Source organism: Octadecabacter sp. B2R22 (assembly GCF_018861045.1).
Classification (GTDB): Bacteria; Pseudomonadota; Alphaproteobacteria; order Rhodobacterales; family Rhodobacteraceae; genus Octadecabacter.
The window spans coordinates 257,610-282,708 of record NZ_JAHKQJ010000010.1 but is presented as its reverse complement, the minus strand read 5'-3'; the positions used below and the strand labels follow the sequence as shown (position 1 = coordinate 282,708).

Annotated in this window: 25 protein-coding genes; 6 read left to right on the top strand and 19 right to left on the bottom strand. The window is 57.2% G+C overall.

Translation table 11 applies throughout. The annotated features are described in order from the left end of the window. Nucleotides 1–17: 17 nt before the first annotated feature. The 7 genes from KO486_RS14325 to KO486_RS14295 all read right to left on the bottom strand — a co-directional run bounded on the left by KO486_RS14325 (nt 18) and on the right by KO486_RS14295 (nt 8,972). On the bottom strand, nt 18–1,076 hold the full coding sequence (locus tag KO486_RS14325; RefSeq protein WP_216037959.1) for a Gfo/Idh/MocA family oxidoreductase: 1,059 nt from the start codon (nt 1,074–1,076) through the stop codon (nt 18–20). Further along, nucleotides 1,073–2,086 carry a Gfo/Idh/MocA family oxidoreductase gene (locus tag KO486_RS14320; protein WP_303435323.1) on the bottom strand — a complete coding sequence of 338 codons (1,014 nt, stop codon included), beginning with the start codon at nt 2,084–2,086 and terminating at the stop codon, nt 1,073–1,075. Before KO486_RS14320 ends, KO486_RS14325 begins: the two co-directional genes overlap by 4 nt. Continuing rightward, the gene (locus KO486_RS14315; protein ID WP_216037958.1) at nt 2,083–3,132 is read right to left on the bottom strand and encodes a Gfo/Idh/MocA family oxidoreductase; all 1,050 of its coding nucleotides are present in this window, start codon (nt 3,130–3,132) and stop codon (nt 2,083–2,085) included. Before KO486_RS14315 ends, KO486_RS14320 begins: the two co-directional genes overlap by 4 nt. A gap of 104 nt (nt 3,133–3,236) precedes the next feature. Next, nucleotides 3,237–4,160: an acetylxylan esterase gene (locus tag KO486_RS14310; RefSeq protein ID WP_216037957.1), complete on the bottom strand. Its 924-nt coding sequence runs from the start codon at nt 4,158–4,160 to the stop codon at nt 3,237–3,239. Between the two features lie 32 nt (nt 4,161–4,192). Then, on the bottom strand, nt 4,193–5,380 hold the full coding sequence (gene kynU, locus KO486_RS14305) for a kynureninase (RefSeq protein WP_216037956.1): 1,188 nt from the start codon (nt 5,378–5,380) through the stop codon (nt 4,193–4,195). A gap of 34 nt (nt 5,381–5,414) precedes the next feature. Then, nucleotides 5,415–7,850 (bottom strand): FAD-dependent oxidoreductase, encoded by a 2,436-nt coding sequence (locus KO486_RS14300; RefSeq protein ID WP_216037955.1) that lies wholly within the window; start codon nt 7,848–7,850, stop codon nt 5,415–5,417. A gap of 90 nt (nt 7,851–7,940) precedes the next feature. Then, nucleotides 7,941–8,972: a LysR family transcriptional regulator gene (locus tag KO486_RS14295; protein ID WP_216037954.1), complete on the bottom strand. Its 1,032-nt coding sequence runs from the start codon at nt 8,970–8,972 to the stop codon at nt 7,941–7,943. Here KO486_RS14295 and KO486_RS14290 point away from each other — a divergent pair. Further along, nucleotides 8,971–10,491 carry a trimethylamine methyltransferase family protein gene (locus KO486_RS14290; protein WP_216037953.1) on the top strand — a complete coding sequence of 507 codons (1,521 nt, stop codon included), beginning with the start codon at nt 8,971–8,973 and terminating at the stop codon, nt 10,489–10,491. The genes KO486_RS14295 and KO486_RS14290 overlap by 2 nt on opposite strands. Nucleotides 10,492–10,553: 62 nt before the next feature. Then, entirely contained in the window at nt 10,554–11,477 is a 924-nt protein-coding gene (locus KO486_RS14285; protein WP_216037952.1) for an NAD(P)-dependent oxidoreductase, read from the top strand. Here the strand turns inward: KO486_RS14285 and KO486_RS14280 are convergent. The 4 genes from KO486_RS14280 to rpe form a co-directional block, all read right to left on the bottom strand. Further along, a complete protein-coding gene (locus tag KO486_RS14280) occupies nt 11,474–12,400 on the bottom strand; it encodes a HAMP domain-containing sensor histidine kinase (protein ID WP_216038360.1) in 927 nt (308 codons plus the stop codon). The genes KO486_RS14285 and KO486_RS14280 overlap by 4 nt on opposite strands. Continuing rightward, nucleotides 12,400–13,092, bottom strand: a complete 693-nt coding sequence (locus KO486_RS14275; protein WP_216037951.1) for a response regulator transcription factor — start codon at nt 13,090–13,092, stop codon at nt 12,400–12,402. The genes KO486_RS14280 and KO486_RS14275 overlap by 1 nt, the downstream gene beginning before the upstream one ends. After that, entirely contained in the window at nt 13,089–13,217 is a 129-nt protein-coding gene (locus KO486_RS16555) for a hypothetical protein (protein ID WP_289847973.1), read from the bottom strand. Before KO486_RS16555 ends, KO486_RS14275 begins: the two co-directional genes overlap by 4 nt. Before the next feature lie 87 nt (nt 13,218–13,304). Further along, nucleotides 13,305–13,994, bottom strand: a complete 690-nt coding sequence (gene rpe / locus KO486_RS14270) for a ribulose-phosphate 3-epimerase (RefSeq protein ID WP_216037950.1) — start codon at nt 13,992–13,994, stop codon at nt 13,305–13,307. Between rpe and KO486_RS14265 the strand changes: the two genes are divergently transcribed. The 4 genes from KO486_RS14265 (at nt 13,975) to KO486_RS14250 (ending at nt 18,594) form a co-directional block, all read left to right on the top strand. Further along, on the top strand, nt 13,975–14,943 hold the full coding sequence (locus KO486_RS14265; protein WP_354667499.1) for a helix-turn-helix transcriptional regulator: 969 nt from the start codon (nt 13,975–13,977) through the stop codon (nt 14,941–14,943). The genes rpe and KO486_RS14265 overlap by 20 nt on opposite strands. An 81-nt stretch (nt 14,944–15,024) precedes the next feature. Beyond that, nucleotides 15,025–16,011: a deoxyribose-phosphate aldolase gene (deoC, locus tag KO486_RS14260; protein WP_216037949.1), complete on the top strand. Its 987-nt coding sequence runs from the start codon at nt 15,025–15,027 to the stop codon at nt 16,009–16,011. A gap of 5 nt (nt 16,012–16,016) precedes the next feature. After that, on the top strand, nt 16,017–18,335 hold the full coding sequence (locus KO486_RS14255; RefSeq protein ID WP_216037948.1) for an aldehyde dehydrogenase family protein: 2,319 nt from the start codon (nt 16,017–16,019) through the stop codon (nt 18,333–18,335). Nucleotides 18,336–18,354: 19 nt separating this feature from the next. Continuing rightward, on the top strand, nt 18,355–18,594 hold the full coding sequence (locus tag KO486_RS14250) for a hypothetical protein (RefSeq protein WP_216037947.1): 240 nt from the start codon (nt 18,355–18,357) through the stop codon (nt 18,592–18,594). A gap of 94 nt (nt 18,595–18,688) precedes the next feature. Here the strand turns inward: KO486_RS14250 and KO486_RS14245 are convergent, their stop codons facing one another. The 8 genes from KO486_RS14245 to KO486_RS14215 form a co-directional block, all read right to left on the bottom strand. Beyond that, nucleotides 18,689–19,381, bottom strand: coding sequence for a DUF1523 family protein (locus KO486_RS14245; RefSeq protein WP_216037946.1), 693 nt, complete (start codon nt 19,379–19,381; stop codon nt 18,689–18,691). 11 nt (nt 19,382–19,392) lie between these two features. Further along, the gene (locus tag KO486_RS14240; RefSeq protein WP_216037945.1) at nt 19,393–19,662 is read right to left on the bottom strand and encodes a hypothetical protein; all 270 of its coding nucleotides are present in this window, start codon (nt 19,660–19,662) and stop codon (nt 19,393–19,395) included. A gap of 1 nt (nt 19,663) precedes the next feature. Further along, on the bottom strand, nt 19,664–21,013 hold the full coding sequence (locus KO486_RS14235; RefSeq protein ID WP_216037944.1) for a DUF6638 family protein: 1,350 nt from the start codon (nt 21,011–21,013) through the stop codon (nt 19,664–19,666). Between the two features lies 1 nt (nt 21,014). Further along, a complete protein-coding gene (locus KO486_RS14230; protein WP_216037943.1) occupies nt 21,015–21,359 on the bottom strand; it encodes a hypothetical protein in 345 nt (114 codons plus the stop codon). Next, a complete protein-coding gene (locus tag KO486_RS16550) occupies nt 21,356–21,487 on the bottom strand; it encodes a hypothetical protein (protein ID WP_289847972.1) in 132 nt (43 codons plus the stop codon). The genes KO486_RS14230 and KO486_RS16550 overlap by 4 nt, the downstream gene beginning before the upstream one ends. A 215-nt stretch (nt 21,488–21,702) precedes the next feature. Then, the gene (locus tag KO486_RS14225; protein WP_216037942.1) at nt 21,703–23,637 is read right to left on the bottom strand and encodes an ATP-binding protein; all 1,935 of its coding nucleotides are present in this window, start codon (nt 23,635–23,637) and stop codon (nt 21,703–21,705) included. 42 nt (nt 23,638–23,679) lie between these two features. Continuing rightward, a complete protein-coding gene (locus KO486_RS14220) occupies nt 23,680–24,798 on the bottom strand; it encodes a hypothetical protein (RefSeq protein WP_216037941.1) in 1,119 nt (372 codons plus the stop codon). Next, entirely contained in the window at nt 24,795–25,094 is a 300-nt protein-coding gene (locus KO486_RS14215) for a hypothetical protein (protein ID WP_216037940.1), read from the bottom strand. Before KO486_RS14215 ends, KO486_RS14220 begins: the two co-directional genes overlap by 4 nt. Between the last annotated feature and the right edge of the window lie 5 nt (nt 25,095–25,099).

Sequence of the window (25,099 nt, the reverse complement as noted above, 5' to 3'; positions counted from 1 at the left end):
AGAAAATATTGGAATGGCTAAGGCATCCACCCCGTATAAAACTCCGAGTCCGGTTTAAGCGGTAACGAAATCATCTCCCTATTTCGCGCCGAAGTATAAATTGCCGTCACAAGTTCAATCGAACGGCGACCATCTGCCAAGGTAACTCCATCGTCACCTCCAGAGTCCAGCATATTTGCTGTTGCCTCAAGGTAACCGGCGAAACCGGCCAACCCATCAACAGCCACGCCCGCCAGGACATCGTCGATCTGGTCTTGTGTGACAGGCGCACGCGCGGTGAATGTCCACACGTCTTGCGCAGGTGCGTAAGGGGCCGTCCCGCTTTCAGCGGTCAGCCCATCAAAACAGAACCGCAGCCGCGTTGTGTCATTCCCTGCCCCCAACGTAACGGACGACGTGGCCAAAGCCCCGTTGTCCAAACGAAACGACAAAGATGCACAGTCTTCGGTTTCGATGTCGTTCACGCGGGTATCGGCAAAGGCAAATACGTCCGCCACTGGGCCCATTACGTGGCAAATCAGGTCATGGGCGTGAATGGCATGGCCCAACAAGGACCCACCGGATTCACCCGCCCATGTGCCGCGCCACGGGATTGAATAGTATTCAGCGTTGCGGTTCCAGTGGGTTTCGACACTGGCAACATATGGCTTACCCGCAAGCCCTGCTTTGCGCAGCGCCATCAGTTGATCCATGGCTTTGCCGTACCGGTATTGGAAAACGGGAAACACGTGACGGCCCTGCGCCTTTGCCGCGGCTTCCAGTTGGTCGGCCTCGTGCAAAGAACGCACAATCGGCTTTTCGCAGATCACGTGTTTACCCGCCTCCAGCGCCCGCATCGACACCGGAAAATGCAGGTGCGGCGGCAGGCACACGTCGATCAAATCAACCCGCTTATCCGCCATCACCGCATCAAGATCCGCACTCACCTCAATGGACGTATCCCCGTCCAGCGCAACAGTCGCACGGTCCGTATCAAGATCACAAAGGGTCACCACTTCGAACCGGTCCGGCAGGGCACGGTAACCCTCCAGATGTTCGGCCCCAATGCCCGCCCCAATGATCGCGACGCGGATCATACAGCTTTGCCTTCGGCAATGGCTTGCGCCCGTAGGGTCAATTCGCAGACCTTAAACACATGCGCCTGCGTCATTGCCTTTTGGCCCCGCGTGCGGAAATCGTCGATCAAGGTCGCAAAGAACGGCAGGCCCGCATCGGATGCGTCTATCGTTTCACAGCGCGTGCCATTTACGACAATCACATGGTCCGTGCCTTCGCGGCCAACGTCGACGTATTTACGAAGCTCGATATATCCTTCCGTGCCAAGGATCGTCAGACGACCATCCCCCCATGTCGGCAAGGCGTCGGGCGTGTACCAGTCCACACGGATGTAGCCGTGGCCATTGGCACTGCGCAGACCTATTTCACCGAAATCCTGCAAACCCGCGTCATCGGGGTTGGCATAATTGGCGACACAGGCCGTCGTGATCTCTGCATCATCCGATCCCGTAAAGAACAGGAACTGATCAATCTGGTGGCTGGCAATATCCGTCAAAATGCCGCCGTAGGCGTCACGTTCAAAGAACCAATCGGGGCGAGTAGGCTTATTAAGCCGATGCGGGCCAATGCCGATGGTCTGGATCACACGGCCAATCGCGCCTTCGGCCACCAGTTCAGCGGCCCGCGTCACGGCAGGCACCTCAAAGCGTTCGGAAAAGTCGATGGACCAAATGCGGCCCGTGACCTCTACCGCGGCCTGCAACGCGGCGAGTTGTTCAAAGGTGGTGCAGCCGGGCTTATCGCTTAGCACGTCTTTGCCAGCTTCCATGGCGCGAACGGCCCACGCGGCGCGATCCCGTGGAATGCCTGACAAGACGATGAAATCAATCGACGGATCAGCAAGCAACGCCTCACCGTTCTCAGCGCGTGGCACGTCAGGGAACCGCGCAACAAACCCGTCTTCGGTGTTGGGGTGGCCTTCGGTCGCCCAGCCCACAAATTCCGCACCTGCATCAATCAGGTTGGCGGCCATCCCGTAGACATGACGATGGTCGATGCCGATGGCGGCAAAACGCAAAGGGGTGCTCACTTGGAAATCTCCTCGATCTGGCCACTTCGGGCGGATCGCATAGTTGCATCAATCAAATCGTGCGCGGCAAGCGCCGCCTTTCCCGTCACCACAGGATCGCGGCCTTGCGTGATCGCTTCAGCAAAATCTTCGATGATGCCTTGGTGCCATTCATGGGTGAACGCCATCGGGTCCGCGCCGCCGCCTGTGCCGCCCGCCTCCCCTTGGACTTCTGATCGTCCATCACGCCAGTTTATGTGCAACTGCCCCGAGGCAAGATGCAGGCTCGCTTTATCGAAATGCATCGTAATGCTCTCTGCGCCACCGGGGAAACTGGCCGTGCTGGCCACCATGGACCCGACAGCACCATTTTCAAATTCAAAACCAGCCGATACGAAATCCTCAGATTCCATGTCATGGAACCGCGTCGTAGCTGCCATGGCCCGCACCGAATTCACCGGCCCCGCCAGTGACAATGCAAGATCAATCGTGTGGATCGCCTGACTGATCAGAACCCCGCCCCCGTCCCGCGCAAGCGTTCCACGACCGGGTTCATCGTAATATCCCTGATCGCGCCACCACGGCACCGAAATCTCGACCACGCCAAGCGCGCCCAAATCACCAGAGCCGATGATCTCAGCCGCTGCAATAGACGCAGCACGCATCCGGTGCTGGAACACCACGCCCAGCGTCACGCCCGCATCTTGGCAAATCTGCACGACTTCGCGGGCCTCATCCGACGTTCGCCCCATCGGTTTTTCTAGCAGGATATGTTTGCCCGCCTGCGCTAAGGGGCGAATGATGTCAGCCCGCGCATTGGGCGGCGTAAGAATGATTGCGAAATCTACGGAAGCATCCGCAGCGATAGCGGACAGATCTCTGGTGGCATCCACAGATGCCCCTGTCAGATCAGACGCTTCGACGGCCAGCGCCGTTGCGCGCTCACCACTGCGCGAACAAATCGACGCCAGCCGCACGCAATCCCCCGCTGCGATTGCCGCAACATGGGTCCGCGCAACCATCCCCGCGCCAATGATCGCGGCGCTGACTTTTTTCGAGTCACTCATTCGCAGATCTCCTCCCTGCTGCGGCAAGTTGGCACACCTGCTGCGCCCTATCAAACAAATATCGATATTTTTTCAGAGCATGGGTTTAGCCGCCTTCAGGCTGATCAATCCAACAGCTCGCGCCGCAAAAAATCCAGGGCCGCAGCCCGCATTTCTGGTGTCTCCACATGACCAGACTGAGGGTCGACAAAAAACGATAACTTCTCCTGCGCCCCTGCGGCAGCATAGCCAGCCTCAAGGTCCGAACGGCCTATTTCAAAGGCAACCGCAGGCGTTGACCAATCCAAAAGCCCGCCCCCAATATGCAAAGCCCGAGGCGCCGCAAGGCCCGCAATCTGACCACTGCGCGCTACAGGCAGCAAGCCCGGAACGGTCATGTAAGGACCGTGACCATCATGCGCGCCCGTTCCAACCAAAGTCTCAAGATCGGCAAACGAACACAGCGCCGATGTCGCACGGATGCGCGGATCAAGCGCCGCCAACCACCACGCCAGCGTGCTGCCCATGGAAAACCCCAAGGTTCCGATTCTATCCGCATCCACCGCCGAATGTTGGGACAGGAATTCGATACCTGCCCGTTGTTCGTCCAACATCTGCCCGAACAGCGTTTTGCCATGCCACGCCAACGCTTTGGACCGTGAACTTTCGTTCGGCTGTTGGCGTGCACCAAAACACGGCATTTCAATGCAAAGCACAGCGACCCCACGCGCGACCAAATCGGCAGCATAGGGTCCCTGAAGCGCTGGGCGGCCAGCGATAAGTTCATCCCGCCCAACCGCGTAATTGTTTCCATGGGCATGCGCGTAGATCAGCGCGGGTACCTTTGCATGCCCCCTCGGCGGGCGCAGAAAAAAAGCGGGGATGTCTTCCCCGTTTGCGCCTTGGAACAGAAGGTCTTCAAGACACCACCCATGGCAATCCTGCACCCCACGGCTTTGCACGCCAGCAAAGGACGCGCCCCCCGCGTCCACTCCAAGGAGCTGAAAGAGCCTGTCTCGCAAACCTTTTTGATCATCCTGCCAATTCATCTGGGTCCGCCATCTCTGGTCCAATTTGGGCGTCAGGTCACGCGGCCTTTGGCATGATAAACAGGGTCATCCCAATGCCGATTGTCCAACACATCAGCCAAAATATCGACCGCCCCGCGCACATCGGTTTCGTCGATATAAAGCGGCGTGAACCCGAACCGGATCAGGTTTGGCGCACGGAAATCACCTATGACATCTCGCGCAATCAACGCCTGCATAACGGGGTATCCATTCTCGTGTTCAAACGACACTTGGCTGCCCCGCTGGGTGCCATCACGGGGCGAATGCAATGTCAGCTCTGGGCAACGCGCCTCAACCAACTCGATAAACAGGTCCGTCAGCCTGATCGACGCCGCACGAAGGTCAGCCACATCAACACCGTCCCAAGCCGCCATCGCGGCCTCAAGCGCGGTAAGTTGCAAGACAGGCGGCGTGCCGACCCGCATCCTCTCGATCCCCATGGCGGGGCGATAGTCCAAATCAAACGCAAATGGCGCATCATGGCCAAGCCAGCCAGACAACGCGGGCTGAATGTCACCAATCGCATCAGGATGGACATAAATAAACGCTGGCGCACCCGGACCACCGTTGAGGTATTTATACGTGCAGCCGACGGCAAACTCGCAGCCGCTAGCGGCCAAATCGACAGGAACGGCCCCCGCTGAGTGTGCCAAATCCCAGATCATCACAGCACCCGCAGCCTGCGCCTTGGCCGTGATCGCGTCCATGTCATGCATCCGGCCCGTGCGATAATCCACATGGGTGATCATCACTGCCGCGACCTCATCGGTGATGGCATCCGTTACCTCTTCGGGCGCAACGATGCGCAGTTCATGCCCCTGCCCAAGCTGCGCAATTAATCCCTGTGCCATGTACAAATCGGACGGAAAGTTGCCGCGATCAGACAGGATCACCTTACGGTCAGGTCGCATCTGCACCGCCGCCGAAAGCGCCTGATAAACCTTGACCGACAGGGTATCGCCCATCGTGACGCTACCCTCAGGCGCGCCGATAAGCCTGCCGACCAGATTGCCCACCCGCATGGGTTGGCCCATCCAGTCGTCAACATTCCAGCCTTTGATAAGGTGCTGCCCCCACTGGTCCGTAACCATGGTACTCAACGCGCCATCCACCGATTTCGGCAATGGTCCTAATGAGTTACCATCGAGGTAGATCATGCCCTCGGGCAGATGAAACAGGTCTTTGCGGGGCAGTGTCATGGGGCAATCCTTAGTCGGTTTGCCCCACGCTAACTTAACTTCGCATCAGCGAGTAGTCCGGATTGTATGGACCCATTGGTATAATTGTGGCTGGCACGCGTTTGCCCAGAACATCCACCTCAAACGTGGTGCCCTCTGCGGAATGTTCAGGCTTCACGAAAGCATAAGCTAGGTTTTTGCCCGTCCGGTAACCCCAATCACCCGACGTAACCGTGCCGACAACCGCGTCGCCAACCATCACGGACGATCCGCCATGGGCCGCGGCTTCTTTGGTGTCCAATTCCATCGTCACGAACTCGAACCGCTTGCCTTCGGCCACGCGCTTTTCCAACGCGGCTTTGCCGACGAAATCGCCCTTATCCATCTTGATGAAGCGATCCAGCCCCGTCTCAAACGGGTCGAATTCCGTCAGAATGTCGGCCTTCCAGTGCAAGAACCCTTTTTCCATCCGCATGGAATCTACCGCCTTTGCGCCGAACATCTTCATGCCAAACGCCTCACCCGCTTTGCGCAGGGTTTTATAGGCGTTGTAGAGATGCGCGTTTGGAATGTGGATTTCATAGGCCAACTCACCAGAGAAGCTCACACCCAGCACCGTCGCAGGCGCATAACCGATGAAACATTCACGTGCGCTAAGCCATGGGAACGCCGCCTTGGACCAATCCAAACGCGACACAGCTGACAGCACATCACGGGCCTTGGGCCCTGCGATAACCAAGATTGTCTGATCATTGGTCAGCGACTTGATCTGCACGTCCTCATCATCAGACATGTGCATTTGCAGCCAATCCATATCGTGGAATTCAGCCGCCGCCGCAGACCCGAACCAAGCCCGCTGAGGGCCGCGATCCGTCGCTGGCAAGTTCGCAATCGTCGCCTCGCCTTTGACCATGCCATGGTCGTTCAACATGTAACCAAGACCAACGCGTCCGTCTTTCTTGGTGATGTTGCCACAGAAAATGCGGTCGATGAACTTGTGACGATCTTCGCCGGTGATTTCAAAGCGGTTGAACCCGTTGACCTCACAGATGCCAACCGACGTTTGCACGGCGGCAACTTCTTCGCCCACCACATCAAAGCTCTCGTCGAACTTGAACGTGTGGGTCACGTGGAAATCAGGAGTCGGCTTCATGAACTCGACGCGTTCCCAACCATTCACAATGGTAAACTCGGCGCCTTCAGCCTCAAGCACAGGCGTGATCGGCGTTGTTTTGGCATCACGTCCCGCAGGGCGGTGCTCGTTGGGGAAGTGGAAGCGGAATTCGTTTTGGTAATCCTCAATGGATTTCAGCGCGGTCAGTTCCACATTGCAATGCCCCGTGAAACGACGCGGATCGATGCACCATGTGTCATAGCAGGCCTCGCCATGAACGATCTGCTGCGCCAGCATCCAGCCGTGGCCACCGCCCTCGCCCAGACCAGCCCGCAACCCGATGATACAGAACGCATTGCGTTTGTTCGGGATCGGGCCAACCAGCGGCGCGCCATCAATCGTGTAGGTAATCGGACCGTTGACGATGTTCTTGATGCCCACTTCCATCAGCGCTGGCATCCGCTCGAACGCGCCCTCAAGAACGTCGGTCACGCGGTCCAGATCATCGGGGCAAAGATCATTGGAGAAGTCAGGCGAAATGCCATCCATGCCCCACGTCTTACAATCCTGCTCATAAAACCCGAGCAAAAGGCCGTTCTTTTCCTGACGGCAATAGTAGTCGGAAATCGGGCAGCGCAGCAGCGGCATCCGGTGACCCGCCTCAACGATCCCGGGAATTTCATCCGTCACAAAATACTGGTGCTCCATCGACGCAACAGGGTGATGTACGCCCATCATCTCGCCGACTTCGTTTACACGGTAGCCGCAGGCGTTAATCACGACTTCACAGTCTATGTCGCCTTTGTTGGTGTGCACCGTCCATGTGTCGTCTTTGTGTTGTGTCAGGCCAGTGACGTTGGTCTGACGATACACTTCTGCGCCTGCCTTACGGGCGCGACGCGCCAACGCCTGACACAAAGACGCAGGGTCGATGTCGCCATCGCTTGGGTCCCAAAGGCCACCCAACAGGTTGTCCGTGGAAATCAACGGGTGACGGCGCGCGCATTCTTCTGCATCTAGGACTTCGAAATCCACACCCATGCCACGCGCCATAGACGCAAAGTGGCGATAGCCGTCCATCTGTTCTTCGGTGTTGGCAAGGCGAATACCGCCATCGCCGTGGTTATACTGGACAGGATAATCCGCGTCATCGCGCAGTTCTTTATACAGGTTGATCGAATGCGTCTTCAGACCCACCATCGTCTGGTTGCCACCAAAGTTCGTCACCTGCGCGGCCGAGTGCCACGTCGTGCCCGACGTCAGCTCATCGCGCTCCACCAAAACAACATCCGTCCAACCCTCTTGGGTCAGGTGGTACAACGTGGAACAGCCTGCAATGCCGCCACCGATTACAACAGCTCTGGTCGTGGTTTTCATGGGGTGAGTCTCCTATCTGACTGAGCGATGGGACCAGAAACACAGGTTTCGATCAATCCATTTATTTTATCGTAAATCATTGATTCGGATTTACCGAAGCATCTGAAATCCGTCACGCAGAAAAGGCAGTCGCGATGCCGCGCCGTCTACAATCCTGTCTTGCAGGCTGGATCGGATATCTTCCGCCATCCGCGCAGGCAGGTCGCCCAAAGCACCACTGCGCGCCTGCAACGCCAAGCGCCGCGAAAATGACGGCACAGGAAGCGCGTGCGCCGTTACCAAATCGCCAGCCAGCGGCGTGCCAAAATAGGCCAGCGCCGTCGTAATCGCCCAGCCGCCCAACTCAGCCGTCATCGCAAACAACGCCTGATTGGTCGAAAACTCGAACCCGCGTGCGGGCACCACCCCACTGCGGCGCAACTGTGCCTCGATCTGACGCCCGATCTGCAAATCGCTCGCGTAGCGTACAAACGGGCGCGACGCGATCTCATCGGCCGCGACATTTGGCGCTGTGACCAGAATAAACGGGTCCCGCAAAATCGGAAACTGGTCGATCCAGTCGACCTTCCCGACTGTATCAACCGCCAACATCAAATCCACCGACCGCGTGCTTAGCGCTTCGTGGTTTTCATGGCTCGCCCCGCCACTCAGCGTGAACGTGATATTTGGAAACCGCTCTCTCAGCTTTAGCATCCACGGTGCCATTACTGTGGCATCCAATTCTTCGAGCGACGCAATGCGGATCGCCATTGGGGGGCTTTGGTCCTCCATGACCAGCCGCGCTTTTGCTGCTGTCACGTCGTCCAGCAACTGGCGTGCAGGATCCAAGAACAACTCACCCGATTTGGTCAGCCGGAACTGTCGCGCCGTGCGTTCCAAAAGACGTGCGCCCAGCGCCGCCTCAAGGCTCGCCAACTGTTGGGACACCGTGGACGGGCTAATCCCCAACCGATGCGCGGCCCGCGTGACGGATCCCGCCTCAACAGCAGCAACAAACACCTGAGCGGCGCGAAACGTGAAAGGGGGTTCTTGATTGTCCATAACCAAATCATCTTTTCGGTTTTGCCTCAGCTTGTCCATGGCGCTTGCACCAGAGCGGTTGAAACGTGACGGTCCACACATGACAAAACGCCCAACCAGATCAGGTGGCCGCGCCGCCCGCCACGCTAAACGCGCCATCCCCGTTGCCGTCAATCCGGCGGCCCCGGGACAAATCGGCGGGCAATATCGCCCGCTCAGCGAACAAGATTGCACAGCGATCTATGATACGGCCCTCCGGCTGTTGTCGGACCTTGGCATGGGCGAAGTGCCCAAACGCTTGTGGGATGATCTTACGCAAGCAGGCTGCACCGACCTCGGCGAGGGGCGCATCGGCCTGCCCCGCGCATTGGTCGAAGACATAATCGACAAAGCCGCGAAAACCTTCCCACTGCACGGGCGCGACCCGAACCGCACGATCGAGGTCGGCGGCGATAAGGTGTTCTTTGGCACCGGCGGCGCAGCCGTCAACACGCTGGATCGCGACACGGGGCTGTACCGCCCCTCAACCTTGCAAGACTTACACGACTTCACCCGCCTGCAAGACGCGCTTGATAACGTGGCGTGGTTCACCCGCTGCTGCATCGCGACGGACGTGCCGGACATGTTCGACCTCGATGTAAACACCGCCTACGCCCTCATGCGCGGGACCACCAAACCAGTCGCCACGGCATTCACCATTGCAGACCACGTTGACCCGATTGTGCACCTTTTCGACATTGCAGCAGGTGGGGAAGGCGAATTTTCCAAACGCCCCTTTGTCAAAATCCACATCAGCCCCGTCATCAGCCCTATGCGTTTTGGCGAAGATGCAGTCGATGTCGTCTACAAATGCATCGAACACAACATCCCGATGTCGTGCATCACCGCCGCCCAAGCCGGCGCAACCGCCCCTGCCACGATGGCGGGTTTTCTAGCAATGTCGCTGGCAGAAACCCTCGCCAGCCTTGTGATGGTCAATGTCATCTCCCCTGGTTTCCCAATGGTCTTTTCCAACTGGCCACTTGTCATTGACCTGCGCAGCGGGGCCTTCGCGGGTGGCAGCGGCGAAACCACATTGCTCAACGCAGCGTCGGCCCAAATGTCCAATTGGCTTGGCCTTCCTTCGGGGGTCGCAGCGTCTATGACCGATGCCAAAGCAATCGACGCACAATACGGCGTCGAAAAGGGTATGACATCGCTTGCCGCGGCCCTCGCGGGCGGCAACCTGATCTACGAAAGCTCCGGCATGACGGCGTCCTTGCTAGGCGCGTCCTTTGAGGGTTTCGTGCTGGATGATGAAATGCACGCCATGACCTATCGCACCCTGCGCGGCGTCGAAGTGAGCGAAGACAACCTCGGCTATGACGCGATTTGCGCGGCTATTCTTGGGGATGGCCACTTCCTTGGTGCAGACCACACTTACCGCGCGATGGAACGGGACTATCACTACCCGAAACTGGCGGATCGCGAACAACCCAAGACATGGGCGGACGATGGTGCACAAACGGCATGGGACCGCGCCAAACTGCGGACCGCCCAAATCCTGACCAAGCATAACCCCGCCTACTTAACCCCTGAACAAGACGCGGAAATCCGCGCGGCCTTCAACATTCTAGGATAACCACCCCTTGACGTTATGCCGCCAACGGCAGACCGTAGAAGCGCAACATGAAAGGCGCTGATATGGCAAAACTTCTCAAGAAAATTGTCCTTACCGGCGCCTGCGGCACGCTCGGCATGGAACTGCGTAGCACATTGGCGTCTCTCGCGGATGAACTGCTTTCGGTGGACATCGCGGACGCCCCTGCTGGTTTGCTTGAGAACGAAACCTTCGTGCAGGCTGATTGCTCCAAGTTCGATGAGGTTCTGCCTCTGATGGAAGGCGCAGATATCGCCGTGCACTTTGCGTCCATCCCCGATGAACGCCCCTTTGAAGAACTCCTCGGGCCGAACTACCTGTCGTCTTATAACGTCTGGGAAGCAGGTCACCGACACGGCGTGCGCCGCGTGATCTATGCGTCCTCTGTCCACGCGGTTGGCATGCTCGAAAACTCCGCCGGGATCGACGTGGACGCAGATCACGCACCCGATACGTTTTATGGGTTGGCGAAATGTTTTACCGAAGACCTCGGCAAGCTTTATTGGGCAAAACGCGGCATGGAATCCGTTCACCTGCGCATTTTCTCTTGCACCAAGGTCCCGCAAAACGCGCGGGCGCTGCGCACATGGCTTTCATTTGATGACCTGCGCCATTTGGTCGAACGTTCGATCACCACGCAAGCCACTGGGTTCACAGTTGTATACGGTATTTCCAACAATGACCGCGCACCGGTGAACAATTCCAAATCGACCTACTTGGGCTACCATCCCAAGGATAACGCCGAAAACTGGGCCGACAGCCTGCTGGCCGCTGGGGTTGATGTTGACCCGAAAGACCCCGCACAATTGCTGATTGGTGGCCCTTTTGCGACCGTGCCTTTGGGCGAAAGCGGTGTGGCAGGTATCAAGGCGATGGCAACCGACGCCCCCGCACCAGCACCAGAAGCAGCCCCCACAAACGGCAAAAAACTTCCGTCATTCCTAACGAAAAAAGGCATGAACCCCTAAAAGGTTATGACAAACCGCGCACCCTGATCGCTTGGCGCCAGGGTGATTTCGGCCTCATGCGCCTCAAGGATGCGGCGCACAATCGAAAGCCCCATCCCAGTACCGCCAGTTTCCCGCCGTGTGGTAAAAAACGGCTCGAATATGCGATCTTGGTTCCCGAGCGACACGCCAGAACCATTGTCCTGAACCGTCAGATTCCCATCAAAAGAGGCTGTAATCTTAGTGGCCCCATGCGCCTTTGCGTTGCCAACCAGATGGTCCAGCACCAATTGCAATGCGTCTTTGCTTAACGGCACCTTACCATCCTCCAAAACCTCAATGCCGTTCGCGACGTCCGATAAAAGTACCGCGCCGCGTGCAGCCGGTTCCTGCGCCTGTGCAAGGGATCTTTGCGCATCCAACAAAGCGGTCATCCGATCGGCCGAGGCTTCGATCCTACCCAGCAATCGCGCGCGCTCGGCATCGGGCAAATCCGGCATCGCCAAAAGCTCTGCCGCACCGCGCACCACTGTCAGCGGTGACTTAAGCTCATGGGTCACGTGGTCGGCGTAACTGCGCAACACCGTTTCGCGGCTGCGCAAAGCACGCCCCATATCCAGAAATGACTGCCCCAGCGCCTGCATGTCGGCAGTGCCATAGTGATCAAGTGGCCCCAGCGCAGCGTCATCACTTGCCCGCAAAGCCGTCACACGGGTGCGCATCGCCTGAACGGGCCGCAACAGAATGCGCCACAACCCCCAGCCCACAACAAACGTCGCGGCCAGAACGCCAATACCGGCCACGTAAACGGCCTCACGATACCCAAGGACGGGCCACATATAACGGACGAAGAAAATACCGATGATCGGCAAACACAGAACGACGGCCAACGTAATCCCGACGACCATCCATAACGGAGGCCGCCATTTGCGTCTGATCCGCATCACGGGGCCGCGCCCTTACATGGCCCCATGCGAATACCGATGCCATGCATGGTCTCGACGGCATCCGCGCACCCCGCAGCACTCAGTTTTGCCCGAAGATTGCGCAGATGACTGTCCATTGTACGGTCACTTACATGAACATTAGTGCCGTAAATCGCATCCACCAAGGCGGGCCGCGCAAACACTTGATCTGGCCGCGCGATTAGTTTCACAAGCAAATCCATCTCCCGCGCGGTCAATGCGACAGCCTCGCCGCGCACGCGTGTCAAATGGCGGTTTGGATCGACCTCGATGATCCCGTGGCGCAACGGTTGATCCTCGACCACGGTTCCACCACGGCGCAAGATCGCCTTGACCCGTGCGACCAATTCACGAGGGGAAAACGGCTTGGACAGGTAATCATCTGCCCCCATCTCGAGCCCCACGATACGGTCAATTTCATCACCCTGCGCCGTCAAAAACAGAATCGGCACATCTGACGTCACGCGAACGGTGCGGCACACCTCAAGCCCGTCCATTTCAGGCAGGCCAATATCCAGCACCACCAAGTCCGGCTTTACCGCCGCAATGGCCGCCAAGGCAGCCCGCCCGTCGCCCGCTTCTTGTGTTTGAAACCCAGCTTGGCTGAGCGCAATGCGCACAACATCACGGATGTCCGCATCATCATCAACAATCAGTACCGTGCCACTCATATGCGCGCCCCTTTGGGGGGCAGCTTAGCGGCAACGGCCTGTTTGGGAAATGGCCGCGTGTCGTGGTCCAACCACCATCCGTCCAGCTGCAATTTAGAGGGCACTGCCTTGGTCAACGTTGTCATTGCTAGGTCCTTCGCATTCGGGTTTTACCCCTTATGCGAAAGGTTTGTGCAGACAGGTTCGCCGGTTTGTGCAGGTTTTGTGCAGACCTAAAGTGCGGCGTTTGCAGCGTCGCGGATAGCTTTGATGTTGGCACCATAAACTTCGGGCTTCTCAACCGACCCGCCACGGAACACGGCAGACCCTGCCACCAATGCATCCGCACCAGCCTTGGCAACCAATGGCGCGGTTGTCGGGTCAATTCCGCCATCCACTTGGATGTGGATCGGACGATCACCAATCATCGCACGGCATCGCGCAACCTTATCGACCATCGCATGGGTGAATTTTTGGCCACCAAACCCCGGATTGATCGTCATCACCAAGATCATGTCGATATCATCAAGAATATCTTCAACGTGAGACAGCGGCGTCGTCATGTTCAACGCTACACCTGCCATCGCGCCTTCAGCGCGAACAGACTGCAAAGAGCGGTGCAAATGCGGCCCTGCTTCGGCGTGAACCGTAATCATATCGCTGCCCGCTTTTGCAAAGGCCCCGATGTAGGGGTCGGCTGGGGAAATCATCAAATGCACATCCATGAACGTTTTCACATGCGGGCGGATCGCGGCGACGACATTTGGCCCGATTGTCAGGTTCGGCACGAAATGGCCGTCCATGGGATCAACGTGAATCCAATCCGCGCCTTGCGCTTCGACCGCTTGAATTTCAGCGCCAAGGTTGGCGAAATCAGCGGACAAAATGGACGGGGCGATCTTGATGGAACGGTCAAAGGACATGGGGCAGACTCCTGATGCGATTTGCCCCGTCCTAGCCTGTGCTACGCCGCTTGCCAAGTTGCCACATAGACGCTGGCGCTCAATATGCTATTTTGACGCCATGGACCAAATCACCATATCCGCCAGCGATACATTCGCCCCCGACGACGCCTTTGTGCTGAGCCGTTCAGAGCTCGACACAAAACGCCCCTCCAACCTGCACACACAAGACTTTCATGAACTTCTTTGGGTTCAGAATGGCACTGTGCGTTTGCATTCGGGTCAGGGCAAGAAGGACCTCAAAGAGGGAGACTTGGTTTTCATTGCGCCAGATCAGCCCCACGGCATTCAGGGGCGCGGCGAAGCGCCGATCGTTGTCTCACTTGCTATTCGCCCAGGGATAATCAACGCCCTAGGAAATCGCCACGAAGACCTTTCTGGTGTTGGTTTCTGGGGCGGCGGAACCGAACCCGTCCTTTCTCATCGCGATATGCGCCAATTGGCAGCGTTGAACCATGACGCCCTCCAGCTAGAACGCGCGCCGCGCCGCAAACTCTACCTCGAAGCGTTCCTATTACCCCTGCTCGTGGGATTAGATCGCGCACCAGAAGGCATCGCCCCCGACGCGCCCGCTTGGCTGCTGACCGCCTGCGCCGCAGCATATGCCCCAGCCGTGTTTCGCGAAGGGGCCGCAGGTTTCGTCGCAACAACTGGCCGCGCGCATCCGCATGTGTCGCGCACCATGCGCCGCTTCATGGGACAGACGCCCATCGACTACATCAACGGCATTCGGATGGATCACGCAGCACGGCAACTGACAGGAACGTCCGACAGTCTGGCCGAAATCGCAACCGACTGCGGGCTTCCGAACCTGTCGCATTTTCACAAACTCTTTTTGGCAACCCACAATGAAACCCCGCAACGCTATCGTCGCACCCGCCAACGCGAGCTGATCCAGCCGCGCCCCTAAGGCATAAAAGCAACGTCGCGTCGCCGCTTGCCTTCATTTGGGCTGCATGACACTCTCCGCACTCACAACACGGTGCGCACGATGCTGACCTCAGACAAAACAACCACCCACCTTCCGCAAGTTCAGGAACCCCGCAACGACGGGATTCCGCTGGATATCTCATGGGTGAAGGCCGTTCAGGCGAATACCTCCGCGATTGAACGTCGCGCCGCGACCCTTCCTGGGCGTCGCTCAGTCAAGAAGGACTACCAAGCTGCATGGCTGTGTAAGGCCATCAGCCTGATCGATCTGACCACACTCGCGGGCGATGACACCGAAGGCCGCGTGCGCCGACTGTGCGCCAAGGCCCGCCAGCCCGTACGCCCCGAGCTGCTAACAACATTGGGCATGGAAGGCCTGACAACAGGCGCCATTTGCGTTTACCACGATATGGTCGAAACGGCCGTGGACGCCTTGCGCGGTTCAGGCATTCCCGTTGCAGCCGTATCAACTGGTTTCCCTGCGGGCCTCTCGCCCTTCCCGCTGCGCATTGCCGAAATCGGCGAAAGCGTGAAAGCCGGAGCAGAAGAAATCGACATCGTCATTACCCGCCGCCATGTCCTGCAAGGCAACTGGCAGGCGCTTTATGATGAAATGGCTGAAATGCGCGCCGCCTGTGGCAATGCCCACGTCAAAGCCATCCTCGCCACGGGCGAACTGGGCAGCTTGCGCAACGTCGCGCGCGCCTCAGTGGTGTGCATGATGGCCGGAGCCGATTTCATCAAAACCAGCACAGGCAAAGAAAGCGTCAATGCAACCCTGCCCGTGACCCTGACGATGATCCGCGCGATCCGCGATTACTACGACCGTACAGGTCTGCGCGTCGGCTACAAACCGGCAGGCGGGATCAGCAAAGCCAAAGATGCGCTGGTCTATCTGGCGTTGATCAAAGACGAACTCGGCGACCGCTGGCTGCAACCGGACCTCTTCCGCTTTGGCGCATCCTCGCTTTTAGGCGACATCGAACGGCAACTCGAACACCACGTCACAGGCGGCTATTCCGCCGGTTGGCGTCACGCGATTGGATAAGAACAATGACCGTCAAAGACATTTTTGAATCCATGGACTACGGCCCTGCCCCCGAAGACGCCTCCGAAGCACTGGCTTGGCTGGCAGATCGTGGTGGCATCGCGGGTCACTTTATCAACGGGCAATGGGGCCCTTTGCGTGATGACTTCGCGTCCACCAACCCAGCGACAGGCGAACGCCTTGCGGGTGTCACCAATGGCACCGCCGACGAGGTCGCATCAGCCGTCGCAGCCGCGCGCAAAGCGCAACCCAAATGGGCCAAAGACGGCAAGACACGGGCCAAAGTCCTCTACGCCATCGCTCGTCTGATGCAGAAGAACGCGCGGTTGCTGGCCGTGATGGAAACGCTGGACAACGGCAAACCGATCCGCGAAAGCCGAGACATCGATGTGCCACTGGCGATCCGCCACTTCTATCACCACGCGGGCTTCGCCCAACTGATGGACGAAGAAATGCCCAACGCCGAACCACTTGGTGTTTGCGGCCAGATCATCCCGTGGAATTTTCCGCTGTTGATGCTCGCTTGGAAAATCGCGCCTGCCCTTGCGATGGGCAACACGGTTGTCCTCAAACCAGCCGAATACACATCGCTGTCCGCCATGGTGTTCTGCGAAATCTGCACGGCGGCTGGCGTGCCCCCCGGTGTGATCAATATCGTCACGGGTGACGGCGACACAGGCGCTGCTTTGGTCGCGTCCGATGTCGACAAAATCGCGTTCACAGGCTCCACCGCCGTGGGCCGTATCATCCGCGAACAAACCGCCGGATCAGGCAAAGCCCTGTCTTTGGAACTGGGCGGCAAATCCCCCTACATAGTCTTTGATGACGCCGATATTGATTCAGCGGTCGAAGGCCTCGTGGATGCGATCTGGTTCAACCAAGGCCAAGTCTGCTGCGCGGGCTCTCGCCTTTTGGTACAAGAAGGCATCGCGGATCGTTTTTACACCAAACTGCGCGCCCGTATGGATGGCCTGCGCATCGGTGACGGTCTGGATAAATGCATCGACATGGGCGCCATCGCCGACATCGTGCAGCTCGACCAGATCAAAGCCATGGTCGATGCAAACACGTCTGGCGAAATGCACCAATGCGCCGCACCCGACGGCTGCTTTTACCCGCCAACCCTGATCACGGGCCTCGCGCCAGCTGACACGCTGATGCAGGAAGAAATCTTCGGCCCAGTGCTGGTCGCCTGCACCTTCCGCACCCCTGCGGAAGCCGTAGAAATTGCCAACAACACGCGCTACGGGCTCGCCGCGTCTGTCTGGACGGAAAACGTGAACCTCGCCTTGGACATCGCACCCAAACTGGTGTCAGGCATCGTCTGGGTCAACGCCACCAACCTAATGGATGCCGCTGCTGGCTTTGGCGGTGTACGCGAAAGCGGTTTCGGTCGCGAAGGCGGTTGGGAAGGCCTGCTCGGTTACACCAAACCACGCGGAAAATCCTCTGACGTTAAAGCGCCCGTTGCGTTCACATCGGATGACGGCACTCCCGCCGACCCGCTGGATCGCACGGCCAAACTATATGTTGGTGGCAAACAAGCCCGCCCTGATGGTGGCTATTCGCAACCTGTCTTCAACAAGTCTGGCAAGCTTCTGGGTCACGCCAGCATCGCCAACCGCAAAGACCTGCGCAACGCTGTTGAGGCCATGGCCGCCGCAAAGGGCTGGTCAAAAACCACCGGTCACTTGCGGGCACAAATCCTGTATTACATCGGTGAAAACCTCTCCGCCCGTGCGGATGAATTTGCCGACCGGATCAACCATCTCACCGGAACCAAAATCGGCGCAAAAGAAGTCTCTGACGCGATTGATCACCTATTCACGTGGGCCGCTTGGGCCGACAAACATGATGGCGCTGCAAAGGGCGTGCCCATCCGTGGCGTCGCATTGGCGATGAACGAACCCGTCGGCAACATCGCTGTTCTTACAGACGACACCCGCCCCCTCATGGGGCTGATCGAACCACTGGCACCCGCACTCGCCATGGGCAACCGCATCACGGCTGTCGCATCACAAGCGTTCCCGCTTGCGGCCACGGATTTCTATCAGGTTCTGGATACCTCTGACGTGCCTGCAGGTGTCGTCAACATCCTGACCGGGGATCATTCGGAATTGGCGCCGCACATGGCAGCACATGCCAACATCGACGCGGTTTGGTCCTTCTCGACCTCTGACACGTCTGAAATCATCGAGGCAAAGTCAGCCCAAAACCTCAAACGCACATGGGTTAACAACGGAACTGCACGCAGCTGGCCAAGTTCCACTTGGCGCGCGCAATCCACCGAGATCAAAACGATCTGGATTCCCTACGGCGAGTGAAGCGAGCAACAGAGATGCTATGAAAAGGCTCGCCCTCTTCACCTTATCGCTTTGCGCAACGGGCCTGTGCAGCTTCGCCTATTATGATCGCTACTTTAAATGGCGGGACTGTTTTAACGAGTTGGGCCGTTGTTTTGACCCTGTCAGTGGCACTGTCATGCTGCAACAATCGGGCCTGTCATGGGGCAGTCTTGCCGTGCTCGGGGCGGTGATAACTCTTTACCAACTCTGGGCGTTGATCCGGATGCACAGCAGCTGACATTCAGCGCACGTCGACCCTGCACCTGCACTGGAAACGAAAAGCGCCCCGAAAGGGGCGCCCCCGCCGTCCGCAGGACCCGATCGTAAGATCGTTACTTCTTGCGCCACGTTCCAAGCCAACGGGAAATGCGGCCCTTTCGGTCGGACAAATCGGCACTCACATGGTCATACTGATCCCCAACCTTGTCGGCCAATGGATCAACCGTGCGCTCCCGAAACTGCCTCCAAGCGGCCCGCACAAACAAAAAACCGATAATCATGGCGGCAAAAATAATCAAATTCACCCAAGGAAACGGCCGATAGTCTTCTGGCGATTGCCCTTCGGGCACCACGATTGGTCGGATCGACACCGCGTTGGGAAAGACCGAAATCAGCTTAATGCGCCACCCGTAGTGCGTAATGATCGCCCATTCCGGCTCTTGCGCCGTCGAAACCAAATCCTGCGCTTCCGTGTCCAGATTAGAGCTGTCGAACTTGAAATACGGTGGATAAATCCACCCCGTATCTTCGTTACGATAGTTCATTGTTTGGTCGTCGCCACGGATCAAGCCAAAAAAGAAAGTCCGCTTTCGGACCGTATTGATGATGCGAACCTGCCGTGTCGGCAATTCAACAGTGCCCGAGTCCGCTTGTGCATAAAACATTCGGTTCCAAACAGAAAAATCCACTCTGAAATCTTCGGTTTTGACGACCCGAACGATATCCTGCTGCGGCATCACATAATGCAACCACAACCCGACAATCAGGAACAGGGCGATACGAAGGAAACGTCTGATATTGCGCATGAAAACAGCCCTCAGTTGATGAAGTAAATAATGGTGCCGACGATAAGCGGCGGAATTACAAAGACCAGCAGGATCAGCTTTTTGCGCAGCCCGCTTTCATATTTCGCCATGCCCTTTGCAATAAAGGCATCGCGTGTCTCAGCGGTTGCATCTTCAGGCAGGTTTTTGTCCCACTCTTCCTCCAGCTTTTCTTTGCGAATTGAGCGCGAGTAAAGCGAAATTCCGAAATAGATCACGCCAAGCAGCAAGAACCCGAATACGACCAATCTTACAAATTGCATGTCATCTCCTCTTAACCGCGCCCCAAGGCCCGACCCGATCAATTGTGGTTTGCCGTTTTGGGGCGGCTGGTGCTTCTTCCATCGCCGCCTCATGGCCGAACAGGGCATCACGTGTGCCCGCTTTATCCACCTGATACTCGTTTGAAAGGAATTCCGCCACATAAGCCTTCTTTTCGTCCGGCCAGCCCATATAGGCGCGGTAGAATGCTTCTTTGTGGCAGATGAACAGTTGGCGCACATCCATCTCGGTCAGTTCGGCCAACAACATGTTCACCAAATCCGCGTCTTTATGGTCTTTAGCGCGCAGCGTGTAGAAATAGGCGGGGTGTTCGCTGTCGATCTTGGGCCACGGCCCGCCATCTTCTGCCCAGCGCACAAGGTCCGCCAGCCCGCGCCATGCGGCAGGCAGCTTGTCATGATACTGCCGCCCCAACCGTCGCAGATCGCGGCGTGTTGCGCGGCTCAGATCTTCGCCAAGACCCGCCGCAACATCGGCAACAATAAAGTCCATCTTTTGACGTAGGATCGCAGCACTATCGATGCCGCGCGCCTCGATGATCGGTTCGGCCAGATCATTCACCTTCAGAAACTGCGCTATTGCCGAGCGTTCGTTTCGTTGCAACAGATGTTCAATCGGTAATTTACCCAAGCTCTCTTTGTCGCCCATGGTAATCGCCGCAGGCTCTTCCACATCGCGAAACAAATAGAACCCGCCCAAATGAGCGGTCCAGAAATTGTCCTGATCAAACGTCATCGTCTTGAGCGTCAGCGGGTTGCGTGTGATGTCGCCCGTGTCCTTGGCGAGGCCGATCATTTCGCCGATCAGCACATCATCGCACCACGCATCTTCCTCACCCATAAAGCGGTCAATCATCCCGCCGAGCTTCTGGGCCGAAGCCACCGCCCCATCCGTCGTATCCGCCTCGATCTCTACATGGCCAATGTCAAACAACCGCGCAGGGGTATCCAGCGCAAAGACCGAATTCACCAACTCCCCTGCAACAGCGTCCCGTGCGGTCAAGGCAAACAACTGCGCCTCGTTGGCCTCGATGAACTGGCGCAAAATCCCGCGTGAAGTGGAAAACTTCGCATTCAACAGCGGCGCCGTCTTCTGGTCCGTCGTCAGTAAAATAAACTGACGGTTCACCCCGTGATGGTTCAGGTACAAATCATCGCCAAATTCATCGCCGATCTCGGGGGAATACCCCGAAATATCGATATGAAAATCCGTGAGTTCGGTTTGCTTTCCGGTCAGACGTTTGAGCGCACGATTGTACCGCTCCACCAGGATAGGGCTGACCACGGGGATCAGATTCCCGAACATAAGACCGCGAGAGATGAGACGTTTCATTTCACCAAACTTCCTTAACCCAGTTCTTCGGCACACCTGCCAATGACAAGACCATCAACGGTCCCCACAGTAATGCGGAAATCAAACTCAGTTTCACAAAGTGGATCGTGACGGACAACCCGCCCGTCGCCCATAGATCAGCCATGCTGACGCCCTGCGCCGCATAGATCACCACAAAAAACGCAGCACCGCAAAGCGCCATCACCAGCGTGGACACCAGCGCCAACCCCATCAGCCACTTCACCCCTTCGGGCCACCACAACGCCAGCAACCGCGGCACTGTCCAGCCCAAAGCGGCCAAGCAGATCGCGGGCAACAGCAAACCTGATGAAAAGGCGTCACTCATTGGACAGCCTGCGCGCGGCGCGCCATACCGCGCGTGCGCCCTAACCCACATACGACAATTCCGGCCCCCAAAGCCGCCGCGATCTGCAACCCGTTGTCATGAACGAAAAAGATCGTGTGTCGGATCATCGCTACGTTGGTGTCTATTGCTGAAGCCCATGCGATCCCCGATGCGGCGAACAATGAAAAAACCACACAAAGCACAAAGGCGAGCGAGAATATATCCAGTGTCTCGAAAACGCTCGGCAGAAGTCTGGGCCAATCAGTTTTCCAGCCATACACATAGCCAGTTCCCCAGCAAATCAAAGCCGGCAAAAAGAAAGAGCATATGATCGTCACTGCGATCAAGATTTACTCTCCAGATACCGCCGCTTGGCTTCCTCGGAACGCTCGAAATCGCGCACCATGTTATCAATCGCGACCTCGTCGGATTTATCAGCATAGCGGAACTCTGAATCGGCGTAGCGGTTGATTTCCTGTATCACCATTTCAACGGTGATCGGTTGGCGCATGTCGTTGATCATCGCCAGCTTGGCGTCGTAATCCTTGGCCAAGAACAGTTCTGGGTTTTCCATCCATTCATCCGGCAATTCAAAGTCCATCGCGCGCACCTTAACGGCGTCCGTGATGTTCTTAATCGCACGGCCCGTGAAACGGTTATCCGCCTCTTGAATACCCTTAAGGTACGTCCCGAGTTTGTTAATCGTATCCAATTCGCCAATTTCAGAAGACACCCGATCAAACACGTTTAGCAAACCGGGTTCATGGGGTTTGGAGTGTCCTTCGAACGATGCCGCGACGGCTTTTTTAATCTCTTGAGCGCTGAACACCTCATGATCGCCGACTGGGATATCGTGGTTCTTTCCCATCAACAGATACAGGATATCGACGTAGTCATCCCGCGTCTGCGGACCATCCACCAAGAACCGCGCCCCTGCCCGTTGGCGTAGCGCATCATCGACGTTTTCGGGGTAGTTCGAAAACATCCCAAAGGTGCAGTTGCCGCGCACAACCGTATTGGCACCTGCAAAGCTTTCCATCAGCACGGCGGTAATTTCCAACTGACCCGCCGAGGACTGACGATCCCCGCGTTTCCCCGCCAACTGATCAATATCGTCAATCGTGCCAAAGCCGATGACATTGGGATCAATCACGTTGTTGATAAACGCCTTAGCGTTCTGGCCCGATTTACCCTGATAGCTGTCGATGTTGTCGGTGCTCAGGTTCTGATAACGGAACGGATAGTCGGCAACCTTGCAGTACTCCGAAATCAACCCCGCCATCATCTGGATCAGGGTCGTTTTACCCGTGCCCGGTGCGCCGTCCCCCATGAACGTGAAGATAAACCCACCGAGTTCGGCAAACGGGTTCAACTTGCGTTCGAAATCATAGGCCATGACCATCTTGGCCAGCTTCATCGCCTGATATTTGGCGATATGGTTGCCGACGACCTCATTGGGTTTTTTGAACGACATCGTGAGCGTCGACCCTTTGGCCGCACGTGCAGGGCTAAAGCCACGGATGGTCAGATCATCGGCTTCGACTTTCCAGCTTGCGTCAACAAAGCTTGCCAAACGGCCAGCCGTGCTAGCCCGAGCCGCGATCTTGGCCATCAGTTGTTCTGCATAGGCGAGGACCGTCGGAACAAGCCGCCCTTCTTCGCCCGCAAACAACCCGATGTCCTGATCCAGCTCCCACAAAGCACCGTGCAGCGCCAGTGTCGCGTTGTCCGTTAGAACCTCTTCGACCTCGCCAACTTCGACGCTTTCTTCGCCCGCATGGGACGACAGCAGAAACGACGTGGAATTGGCGAAAACATATGAAACCGCCAGTGCCTCAGCCGTCAGAAGTTCGCTGAATTCGGTCTTTTTACCCGCTGGCAAAGATCCTTCCAGATTGGCGCGTTTGAGATCCGCCAGACCTGTGCGTTCGCCAAACTGTTCCCCCACCGCCAAGGCAATCGCCAGCGAGCGGCGCAGCCCGTGCAACACACTGGCCTGTGTGGGCGACGTCAAACCGTCCCCGTCATCCGCGCTTTCAATCCGTTCCGACAGTTGCACACCCTCGGTGCGGGCCGTGCTGCGGGTCACCAAACCCGGCGTCGTCGTGCGAAACCGTCGCCGCGTGCCAATGCCGCTGGATTTCTCGATCGGAGCAGCCTCTTTGGTTTCCGCAATGCGCGGTGTGTGATCAAACCCCTGCACCATGGCTGTGGCCGCGTCGTAATGCTTGCGAATGTCCTCTTCGCGCAGCTCCATTGTGTCACTTGTCTGGCTCATTACGACCCTCGTTCCATTTTATCAAAAATACTCAAATTAAATCTATTTATAACTCAGAACCCGCCCCTTGGGCGACACCACGAACTTGCGAACATCGTTGAACCCCGCAGGGCGGCGTTCTTCTAGTGCCTGATAGGGGCGTTCGGGCAGGATGATGCTGCGTTCGACCTTGGTAGCGCCGGTTTCCGCGCCGTGTCCCGCAAAGGGGTCCAGCGCAAATGTTTCGCGTTCCACCGTGCCAAACCAACCGGATTTCTCGCGGCGTGTTTCCTCGGATACCAGCTCTTCTTCCGTCCAGACCAGCGCCCAGTCTTCCCCTACGGGGGATCGCGCTAGTTCCAACACTTCGCGCAGTGGCCCTGCCTGACGGGTAAACGCATTGGAATACATCGGCCCGACGTGGAAACGGCGCAAACGTTTGGGGTGCAGGTCATCGAAATCCTCATCAAACCCTTTGGCGATGGTGAGCAATTTCAACCCACCCAAGGACTGCGCCATCAAATGGGCCTGCACTTCGGGCCAACGGCGATCATCCTTTGGCAGGCCAACACGGCCTGAATCCTCAAGCTCCATCATGTAGATCGTCGGCAGGTTGTTGACGCTGTCATAGACCGCCCAATGGATCATAAAATCGCGACGCATCTTTTGCTGGTTGCCCAGCCAGATCGCCGTTGGATCATTGCGCGCCCAGAACAGATCGCCCTTGGCCAGTTCTTCGTAATAGAGCCGCTGGGACAGCGCATATTGCAGTTTGGTCGGGATCGCTTGTTCGGACAGGATCACGCGGACCATATCCTGCTTCAATGCCTCAACGGATCGCATGCCCGCCAGATGTTTACTCGCTTGGGCCGCATCATTGGCCATGGTCAGCAGTTCGGAATAAACAGGGAACCCAGAGTCCACGCGATCAAACGTCAGCTTGCCCGCATGGGCAAAGCGCCCGCTGAAATGGTACTTATGCGCCAGCGCTTTGAACGTGTAATTCAGCGCCACAATATAGCGCGTCATCACTTCAACGTCGCGCTTGGACAACCGCCGCTCCGCCTCAAGTGTCGCCGCAACACGGCCTAAATGGCCGATGATTTTCTCAAACTTGCCAAAGTAGCGCCGCGTGACGCGGGTGTCTTCAAGCTGGAAATGGTCGTAAGCGGTATCAGTCACGGTAAGATTTTCCCATTACGATCTACACCGACCAGCCACATTGTTACTGCCTTCCAGCGAGCACTCCCTTCGTGTGGAAATTTGAAGCTGGGCGTAGCTTTGCCCTCCAAACGCGCGCTTATGATACATAGGAAGCGCAACAAGGGTGAAACAAAGCCTAGCAACACTAAAATAGATAATAGAAGAACGGCAAATAAATGGGCCGTGATTGATTTCAGTTCAGGCACTAGTATTGATACAAGAACAAAAAAGACCAACCCAAATGACGCCAAAAGGTTGCGTGTTTTTAATGTCATATAGG

Excerpts from the sequence above, each read along its gene's own strand:
- KO486_RS14325 (WP_216037959.1), bottom strand. The coding sequence starts at position 1,076 with ATGATCCGCGTCGCGATCATTGGGGCGGGCATTGGGGCCGAACATCTG.
- KO486_RS14315 (WP_216037958.1), bottom strand. The coding sequence starts at position 3,132 with ATGAGTGACTCGAAAAAAGTCAGCGCCGCGATCATTGGCGCGGGGATG.
- KO486_RS14310 (WP_216037957.1), bottom strand. The coding sequence starts at position 4,160 with ATGAATTGGCAGGATGATCAAAAAGGTTTGCGAGACAGGCTCTTTCAG.
- kynU (WP_216037956.1), bottom strand. The coding sequence starts at position 5,380 with ATGACACTGCCCCGCAAAGACCTGTTTCATCTGCCCGAGGGCATGATC.
- KO486_RS14300 (WP_216037955.1), bottom strand. The coding sequence starts at position 7,850 with ATGAAAACCACGACCAGAGCTGTTGTAATCGGTGGCGGCATTGCAGGC.
- KO486_RS14290 (WP_216037953.1), top strand. The coding sequence starts at position 8,971 with ATGACAAAACGCCCAACCAGATCAGGTGGCCGCGCCGCCCGCCACGCT.
- KO486_RS14295 (WP_216037954.1), bottom strand. The coding sequence starts at position 8,972 with ATGTGTGGACCGTCACGTTTCAACCGCTCTGGTGCAAGCGCCATGGAC.
- KO486_RS14285 (WP_216037952.1), top strand. The coding sequence starts at position 10,554 with ATGGCAAAACTTCTCAAGAAAATTGTCCTTACCGGCGCCTGCGGCACG.
- KO486_RS14280 (WP_216038360.1), bottom strand. The coding sequence starts at position 12,400 with ATGCGGATCAGACGCAAATGGCGGCCTCCGTTATGGATGGTCGTCGGG.
- KO486_RS14275 (WP_216037951.1), bottom strand. The coding sequence starts at position 13,092 with ATGAGTGGCACGGTACTGATTGTTGATGATGATGCGGACATCCGTGAT.
- KO486_RS16555 (WP_289847973.1), bottom strand. The coding sequence starts at position 13,217 with ATGACAACGTTGACCAAGGCAGTGCCCTCTAAATTGCAGCTGGACGGA.
- KO486_RS14265 (WP_354667499.1), top strand. The coding sequence starts at position 13,975 with ATGGAACGGTCAAAGGACATGGGGCAGACTCCTGATGCGATTTGCCCC.
- rpe (WP_216037950.1), bottom strand. The coding sequence starts at position 13,994 with ATGTCCTTTGACCGTTCCATCAAGATCGCCCCGTCCATTTTGTCCGCT.
- deoC (WP_216037949.1), top strand. The coding sequence starts at position 15,025 with ATGCTGACCTCAGACAAAACAACCACCCACCTTCCGCAAGTTCAGGAA.
- KO486_RS14255 (WP_216037948.1), top strand. The coding sequence starts at position 16,017 with ATGACCGTCAAAGACATTTTTGAATCCATGGACTACGGCCCTGCCCCC.
- KO486_RS14250 (WP_216037947.1), top strand. The coding sequence starts at position 18,355 with ATGAAAAGGCTCGCCCTCTTCACCTTATCGCTTTGCGCAACGGGCCTG.
- KO486_RS14245 (WP_216037946.1), bottom strand. The coding sequence starts at position 19,381 with ATGCGCAATATCAGACGTTTCCTTCGTATCGCCCTGTTCCTGATTGTC.
- KO486_RS14240 (WP_216037945.1), bottom strand. The coding sequence starts at position 19,662 with ATGCAATTTGTAAGATTGGTCGTATTCGGGTTCTTGCTGCTTGGCGTG.
- KO486_RS14235 (WP_216037944.1), bottom strand. The coding sequence starts at position 21,013 with ATGAAACGTCTCATCTCTCGCGGTCTTATGTTCGGGAATCTGATCCCC.
- KO486_RS14230 (WP_216037943.1), bottom strand. The coding sequence starts at position 21,359 with ATGAGTGACGCCTTTTCATCAGGTTTGCTGTTGCCCGCGATCTGCTTG.
- KO486_RS16550 (WP_289847972.1), bottom strand. The coding sequence starts at position 21,487 with ATGATCCGACACACGATCTTTTTCGTTCATGACAACGGGTTGCAGATC.
- KO486_RS14225 (WP_216037942.1), bottom strand. The coding sequence starts at position 23,637 with ATGAGCCAGACAAGTGACACAATGGAGCTGCGCGAAGAGGACATTCGC.
- KO486_RS14215 (WP_216037940.1), bottom strand. The coding sequence starts at position 25,094 with ATGACATTAAAAACACGCAACCTTTTGGCGTCATTTGGGTTGGTCTTT.